Source organism: Dolichospermum sp. UHCC 0352, assembly GCF_009711925.1.
Taxonomy (GTDB): domain Bacteria; phylum Cyanobacteriota; class Cyanobacteriia; order Cyanobacteriales; family Nostocaceae; genus Dolichospermum; species Dolichospermum lemmermannii.
This window is the reverse complement of record NZ_VIKY01000009.1, coordinates 22465-28889: the sequence shown is the minus strand read 5'-3', so window position 1 is coordinate 28889 and position 6425 is coordinate 22465. Positions and strand designations below refer to the sequence as shown.

At 37.0% G+C, this 6425-nt stretch carries 8 protein-coding genes and 1 other RNA gene; 6 read left to right on the top strand and 3 right to left on the bottom strand.

Annotated elements, in window-relative coordinates; genetic code table 11:
• Positions 1–234: 234 nt before the first annotated feature.
• On the bottom strand, positions 235–750 hold the full coding sequence (locus tag FJR06_RS01060; RefSeq protein ID WP_015079286.1) for a GNAT family N-acetyltransferase: 516 nt from the start codon (positions 748–750) through the stop codon (positions 235–237).
• A gap of 253 nt (positions 751–1003) precedes the next feature.
• Between FJR06_RS01060 and FJR06_RS01055 the strand changes: the two genes are divergently transcribed.
• The gene (locus FJR06_RS01055; RefSeq protein WP_168650411.1) at positions 1004–2440 is read left to right on the top strand and encodes a BCD family MFS transporter; all 1437 of its coding nucleotides are present in this window, start codon (positions 1004–1006) and stop codon (positions 2438–2440) included.
• On the opposite strand, the gene FJR06_RS24630 is transcribed toward FJR06_RS01055, so the two are convergent.
• Complete coding sequence (locus FJR06_RS24630) at positions 2437–2568, bottom strand: hypothetical protein (protein WP_256369474.1); 132 nt, start codon at positions 2566–2568, stop codon at positions 2437–2439. The two genes, FJR06_RS01055 and FJR06_RS24630, sit on opposite strands and share 4 nt — an antisense overlap.
• 3 nt (positions 2569–2571) lie before the next feature.
• On the opposite strand from FJR06_RS24630, the gene FJR06_RS01050 reads away from it, so the two are divergent.
• Positions 2572–3795 (top strand): ribulose bisphosphate carboxylase small subunit, encoded by a 1224-nt coding sequence (locus tag FJR06_RS01050; RefSeq protein ID WP_168650407.1) that lies wholly within the window; start codon positions 2572–2574, stop codon positions 3793–3795.
• A 61-nt stretch (positions 3796–3856) separates the two neighbouring features.
• On the opposite strand, the gene FJR06_RS01045 is transcribed toward FJR06_RS01050, so the two are convergent.
• The gene (locus FJR06_RS01045; protein ID WP_168633977.1) at positions 3857–4642 is read right to left on the bottom strand and encodes a glycoside hydrolase family protein; all 786 of its coding nucleotides are present in this window, start codon (positions 4640–4642) and stop codon (positions 3857–3859) included.
• A 361-nt stretch (positions 4643–5003) separates the two neighbouring features.
• Between FJR06_RS01045 and FJR06_RS01040 the strand changes: the two genes are divergently transcribed.
• From FJR06_RS01040 to FJR06_RS01025, 4 genes are all read left to right on the top strand, one after another.
• On the top strand, positions 5004–5270 hold the full coding sequence (locus tag FJR06_RS01040) for a YciI family protein (RefSeq protein ID WP_015079290.1): 267 nt from the start codon (positions 5004–5006) through the stop codon (positions 5268–5270).
• 37 nt (positions 5271–5307) lie between these two features.
• An RNA gene (gene ffs, locus FJR06_RS01035) (signal recognition particle sRNA small type) lies at positions 5308–5404 on the top strand.
• 25 nt (positions 5405–5429) lie between these two features.
• Complete coding sequence (locus tag FJR06_RS01030) at positions 5430–5831, top strand: phasin family protein (RefSeq protein WP_168650405.1); 402 nt, start codon at positions 5430–5432, stop codon at positions 5829–5831.
• 165 nt (positions 5832–5996) lie between these two features.
• Positions 5997–6419 (top strand): hypothetical protein, encoded by a 423-nt coding sequence (locus FJR06_RS01025; protein WP_039200121.1) that lies wholly within the window; start codon positions 5997–5999, stop codon positions 6417–6419.
• The last annotated feature ends 6 nt before the right edge of the window (positions 6420–6425 follow it).

Sequence of the window (6425 nt, the reverse complement as noted above, 5' to 3'; positions counted from 1 at the left end):
GAGGTTTGGAGAGGGGTTTATTTATACATTAAAAACTTTTCAAACATCCTCTAATGGTTATATTTATAAGTAGTACAATGTCTAATAAATATGTATCAGCTTATTACTACACAATTACAAATTACTACATAAAAATTAGGTGCGTTATGCTATCGCTAACACACCCTACTCAATAAACTACTAAATAATTAAATTAATCAAGCAAGTTATTAATCAGAATTAGTTTCTTATTTTTTAAAGCTCGTAACCCATGATATAATCATCCAAAACAAAGCCACTACCAAAATCTATTACCTGACTATCAATAATTTTAAAACCAAATCGAGAATAAGCTTTAATTCCTTTTTCATTCCTTTTATTAACATTCAGAATTATTTGTTTTAAGTTCATTGCTTGCGCTTTTTGATAAATATGAAATAACATTTTTTGACCATAGCCAAAACCATGTAATGATGGCAATAAATAACATTTATGTAATTTTAAATAACTAATACTATCTATTATTTCTGAACTGTAAGATAAATAACCAACTAATTTAGAATTATGCAAAACTTGATCATAAAATATCCCTCTATTATAAATTTCATTTTCAATTATTCCTGTTCCATACATTTTAGTTAGCATATACTCGATTTGTGCATGGCTGAGAATTGAAGAATAGTGGTTATACCAAATTTCTTGACTGATTTTTCTCAGTTCTTCTAAATCAGAATCTAATAACTTAGTAATGGTAATTGATGAATCATTCATAGTGAGAATTGTATTCTAATAAAAATTAACTGTGAACATTGCCAAAATTAATTTACCATTTAATTGAGATAACATAGGACTCATACAGCGGTTTCCGCTCTTATGAGGTACAAAGTTGAATCATGAAACTCTTGTAGTGCGGGCATACTTCGACAAGCTCAGTACAAGTCTTGCCCGCTAAATATGTACCTCATAACACCGGGAAGTGCTGTATTTGATTTCTGTATCTGGTAAACAATACAAACAAGCAGCTATGGCAATGGATGATACATTTGACACCCCAAATCAATCCTTATCTATCCCCAAGGTCAACATTTTGACCATGTTTCGGCTAGGATTGTTTCAAATGGGGTTGAGTATGATGTCTATCTTGACTCTGGGAGTGCTTAACCGCGTCATGATTCAAGAAATCGCAATTCCGGCAACTATAGGCAGCTTAGTATTAGCAATACCTTATTTTATCGCACCGACAAGGATTCTATTTGGGCAAATGTCCGATGCTAAACCCTTATTAGGTTATCATCGCACGGCTTATGTCTGGGGAGGAGCAGGAATATTTGCGATCGCCGCATTTTTTGCGGTACAAGTAATGTGGCAGTTAAATGCCGCTAATATTGGCGATACCTGGATATGGACTACCCAAACCATCGGTTGGACAGCGGTTCTCGGTTTAGTGTTCGCAATTTACGGTTTAGCAATTTGCGCTAGTGGTACAGCATTTGCAGCTTTATTAGTGGATATCTCCGAAGAAGACAACCGTTCTCAAGTTGTGGGGATTGTTTGGTCAATGTTAATGGTAGGGATTATAGTGGGAGCAATCATCAGTTCCAGCTTATTAAAACAATTAGATGCAAACGCACCTCTAGAAACTTTACAAGCGGCAATTAATCGTCTATTTATAATTGTTCCCAGCATCGTTTTTAGTTTAGCAATTGTGGCAACTGCAGGGGTTGAAAACAAATATTCCCGTTTCTTGAATCGTGCCAATAAAGGAAATCGGGAAGATGGTATCACCTTAAAAGGTGCTTGGAAAATTTTAACAGCTAGTCCCCAAACAGGCTTGTTTTTCACATTTTTATTAGTGATGACTATTAGCTTGTTTATGCAAGATCCCATTTTAGAACCTTATGCGGGGCAAGTCTTTAAAATGCCCTTAGCAGAAAGTACCAAACTCAACGTTTTTTACGGGACAGGGATATTAATTTCCTATGGTATCACGGGTTTTTTCATTGTTCCCCGTTTAGGTAAAGCTCGAACTATAAAATTAGGTTGTATTTTAGTAGCATTTGCCGCTTTATTAATAGGTTTTTCGGGATTTTCTGCAAATCCATCTCTCCTAAAATCAACTTTAGTTTTATTTGGTTTAGCTACTGGTTTTGTGACCACCGCAGCAGTAACTTTAATGTTAGACTTAACAATTGCCGAAGCCGCAGGTACATTTATTGGTGCTTGGGGACTTGCCCAATCTTTATCTAGAGGCATTGCTACGGTAATTGGTGGTACAGTTTTAGATTTGGGACGTAAGTTTTTACCAGATAATTTAGTATTAGCTTATGGTTTGGTATTTGTCTTAGAAGCTTTAGGAATGTTACTATCAATTTGGTTTTTGAATCGTGTTAATGTCAAAGAATTTCAAACTAATACCAGACAAGTTCTAGCCTCTGTTCTCGAAAGTGACTTAGATAATTAACAACTAACAACTGACAACTGTACGGGCGAAGCATTTGGAGAACTATTTTTGGCAATGACCGATAATTTATCTTCCAAATGCTTCGCCCCTACTAACAACTGACAACTGACAACTAACCAGGGATACATTCTATGAGTTACTACATTGCGCCTAGTTTTCTTGATAAACTTGCAGTTCATATCACCAAAAATTTCTTAAATATTCCTGGGATTCGCGTTCCTTTAATTTTAGGAATTCATGGCCGCAAAGGTGAGGGAAAAACTTTTCAATGCGAGTTGGTTTTTGAGAAAATGGGTATCGAAGTCACCTTGATATCTGGAGGAGAATTAGAAAGTCCAGACGCGGGAGATCCTGCGCGGTTAATTCGGTTACGTTATCGGGAAACAGCAGAATTAATCAAGGTACGGGGGAAAATGTGCGTACTGATGATTAATGATTTAGATGCTGGTGCGGGACGTTTTGATGAAGGAACTCAATATACAGTAAATACTCAGTTGGTAAATGCCACATTGATGAATATTGCTGATAATCCCACAGATGTGCAATTACCGGGAAGTTATGATTCCAATCCTTTATGTCGTGTCCCGATTATTGTCACTGGAAATGATTTTTCTACTCTCTATGCACCATTAATTCGTGATGGGAGAATGGACAAATTTTACTGGGAACCAAACCGCGATGATAAGGTAGGAATTGTGGGAGGAATTTTTGCAGAAGATGGTCTTTCACAAAGAGAAATTGCACAATTTGTTGATACTTTTCCCCATCAATCTATTGACTTTTTTAGTGCGTTGCGTTCCCGGATTTATGATGAGCAAATCCGTAATTTCATCCATCAAATTGGTTTTGAAAATGTCTCTTTGCGAGTTGTGAATAGTTTGGAGGGTCCACCAGAATTTAAAAAGCCAGATTTTACTTTATCGCATTTAATCGAGTCGGGTAAATTTATGGTTGGTGAACAAAAACGGGTGGAAACTTCTCATTTAGTGGATGAATATAATCGTTTAAATCGAGGTAAAGGTTATCAAGCAACTTCACCTATTGCGGAAGTTCCTGTGAGTAAACCTGCGATTAATCAACCTACTCATTTAAGTTTAGAAACTCAAGCACAAGTTCGACAAATTTTAGCTCAAGGTTATAAAATTGGTATTGAACACATTGATGAAAGACGTTTTCGCACAGGTTCTTGGCAAAGTTGCGGTTCTTTTCAAATTGATGCCCATTCCGATGCTATTTCTACCTTAGAAGCTTGTTTATCTGAATATAGCGGTGAATATGTGCGTTTGGTAGGAATTGATCCACAAGCAAAACGACGAGTAGTAGAGACAATTATTCAGCGTCCCAATGGTAATTAAATAGGATTCTTGTCATGTAAAGAGGTTTCGTTAAACCTCTTTGCAAGGATTGAATTATTAACTAAACAGGAGTTAAAAATAGTTTAGCCTCTGCTTGTCTTCTCCGTTTCAATCCTGCTTCTACATTGCTACCAGGATTTCTGTATTTTAGAAAAGTTTCTTCAATTTCATCCCACTTTTTATCTCTCAACACTCTAGTCATACTTTTGAAATTGGAACTACCGTAAAAGTTAGCACCCAAGTTATAACCAAAACTTAATAAAGCACCCTGTTGATTGGCGTTTAACTCATTCCAAACCGGAATTTTTTGCAGAGGTGGGAGATAGCTATTTTCCAACTGAAGCATCAATAAATCATCTGCTTCTTGTTGAGTGATACTTTCACCTAATCTCCAGTTACTACCATCTCTTTTTTTAGTAGTACCCCAACCAATGGTGATAGGTAAATTACCACTGAGAGGATCTCGATAAGCGTTTAAATCACAACCTTCAAATTCTTTGATGAGAGGAACACCCGGAAGTGGTAGTTTTCCAGTTATCCCACCAAAACCTTTTGTAGGGGTGTTTAAAGTTGGAGATGATATAGATGATGCTGCGCTTGTTGTTGCTTGTCCAAGAGCATTATTTAAAGCATTTTGAGTATTTTTTCCGACTACACCATCTGCTTCAAGCCCTTTTTGACTTTGAAATTGTTTAACGGCTTTGACAGTATTATTGCCAAAATCACCATCTATTATTCCTGGATCTAGATTGAGTGCTTTTAAGATTTCTTGTAGTTGTTGAACTTTTGGTCCTTTCGCACCTTTTTTAAGAGTTTCATTGCTATCGAGATTTAATTTGCTAGGCATGATTATATCCTGGTGACATTGATTTAATCAGTTTGGTAATTAGGAAAAAAGCCAATGCGAAATTTTCTGTTTACCTCTGGCAACAAGTAAATAATCCTCATACAATTAAATGTTCCTGCTCGATTTCCACAGTGCATTTCTTGTATATGAGTTTTTTATTTACTAGTTGTCTGTTTTCAGACTCATTTTATTCTTAACTTTTACTAACTAAGTATACAGTATAGATGTGTAAACAGATAGCGGTTTGTTCTGAAATATTACATAAATCACAAAAATATATGAATTAGCGGGAATACGATAACAAATCATGATATTTTAGACTAAATGAAACATTGCTAATCTAAAAATCCCGATCTGAAATATGCCTTGGTTTGTTAAAATTGAAACTGGTAAGCTTGATAAACCCACCTTTGACCAATATGTACCCGCTCACAGAGCCTATGTTCAAGAGTTGATTACTAAAGGACACAAAGCTAAAACAGGTTATTGGGCGCAAAAGGGTGGTGGAATGATGTTATTTGAGGCGGCATCAATGGATGAAGCACAAGCAATAGTATTGGCTGATCCCTTGGTACAGAACGATTGTGTCAGCTACCAATTATTTGAATGGCGAATTGTTGTGGAATAGTACACAAATTTTGAATTTTAGTGTTATGATGATGGAAGACCTGGATCTATGCAACTTCAACGCCCAAATCTTGTCAGGACCGGAAGGTAGCAGCAATAAGGGATGCTTGTGGTAGGCGTAGTCTCCGGGTCGCCTTATTTGTAGGAGCTTTCAGCAGCAATGCCTGGTTTTGGAGATATTGTACAAAAAGCTTTTTATCTCGGCGTTGGGTTAGCTTCTTACGCTGGCGAAAAAGCTGGCGGAAAATTAGCCGAACTGCGATCGCAAGTCCAGAAATTAGCAGATGAAATGGTGGCTAAAGGCGAGATGAACACAGAAGAGGCTCGTCGCTTCGTTGAAGATATGATGAAGCAAGCCCAACAGCAACCAACTTCTGGACAAACGCCTGAAAAAACACCCCCTTCCGAACCTCGTCGGATAAATATCATAGATGATGACGAAGAGCCTAGTGTGAAAGAGGCGAAAAAAGAAAATAAAGAAAATGGCGATAACGTAGATCATCTCCGCGATCAAGTGCTAGAACTACAGGAAGAGTTAAAACGGCTGCAACGTGAACCGTAAAAAGCAATTTTTTACTGTGGGTATCAGGAACATTTAATTCTCGTAATTATCGAAAAATGACGCTGTACCCAAGATGGTTTCAGTTGCAATTACCAACCGTAAACTCGATAGCTTCCAGTCAAGCGGTGTTAAGCGTCATGTTTTTAGCCTTTTAGAGTACAAGTTATGGAACAGTGGCAAAAAGACTTAATAGGCATGATTGAAGCCGTGACTGATGAAGTAGAGCAGTTCTTCCTAGAGATAAATGATATGGTAGACGCTTTTTTTGAGATTACGGAAGAAATTACTGAAGAAGTACAAAACGCATTAGTGGCTGATATTGATACCTTCGCTACTTTGCACGAACAGTTTTTACAGGAATTGACCGAACCATTTTTGGAAATTTATTGGGAATTAGGGGACATATCCGAAGATATAGATCCTGGTTTTCCATACACAGTAGAAGCTACACTAGAAAAAAATGCTGCTTGTATTGGTTGTAGTAACTATCACGGACAGGTTTACAGTGGTAATTTGCTAGTCTGTGGTATGCACCCTCATGGTTGGGATGATGAAAGTTGTCCAGATTGGGAAAAAGAAATTGAGTAGGTAACT

What these genes read in the sequence shown, in the direction of transcription:
- FJR06_RS01050 (WP_168650407.1), top strand. Translation starts at nt 2,572, where the DNA reads ATGAGTTACTACATTGCGCCTAGTTTTCTTGATAAACTTGCAGTTCAT.
- FJR06_RS01060 (WP_015079286.1), bottom strand. Translation starts at nt 750, where the DNA reads ATGAATGATTCATCAATTACCATTACTAAGTTATTAGATTCTGATTTA.
- FJR06_RS01045 (WP_168633977.1), bottom strand. Translation starts at nt 4,642, where the DNA reads ATGCCTAGCAAATTAAATCTCGATAGCAATGAAACTCTTAAAAAAGGT.
- FJR06_RS01030 (WP_168650405.1), top strand. Translation starts at nt 5,430, where the DNA reads ATGCCTGGTTTTGGAGATATTGTACAAAAAGCTTTTTATCTCGGCGTT.
- FJR06_RS24630 (WP_256369474.1), bottom strand. Translation starts at nt 2,568, where the DNA reads ATGTATCCCTGGTTAGTTGTCAGTTGTCAGTTGTTAGTAGGGGCGAAG.
- FJR06_RS01055 (WP_168650411.1), top strand. Translation starts at nt 1,004, where the DNA reads ATGGCAATGGATGATACATTTGACACCCCAAATCAATCCTTATCTATC.
- FJR06_RS01025 (WP_039200121.1), top strand. Translation starts at nt 5,997, where the DNA reads ATGGAACAGTGGCAAAAAGACTTAATAGGCATGATTGAAGCCGTGACT.
- FJR06_RS01040 (WP_015079290.1), top strand. Translation starts at nt 5,004, where the DNA reads ATGCCTTGGTTTGTTAAAATTGAAACTGGTAAGCTTGATAAACCCACC.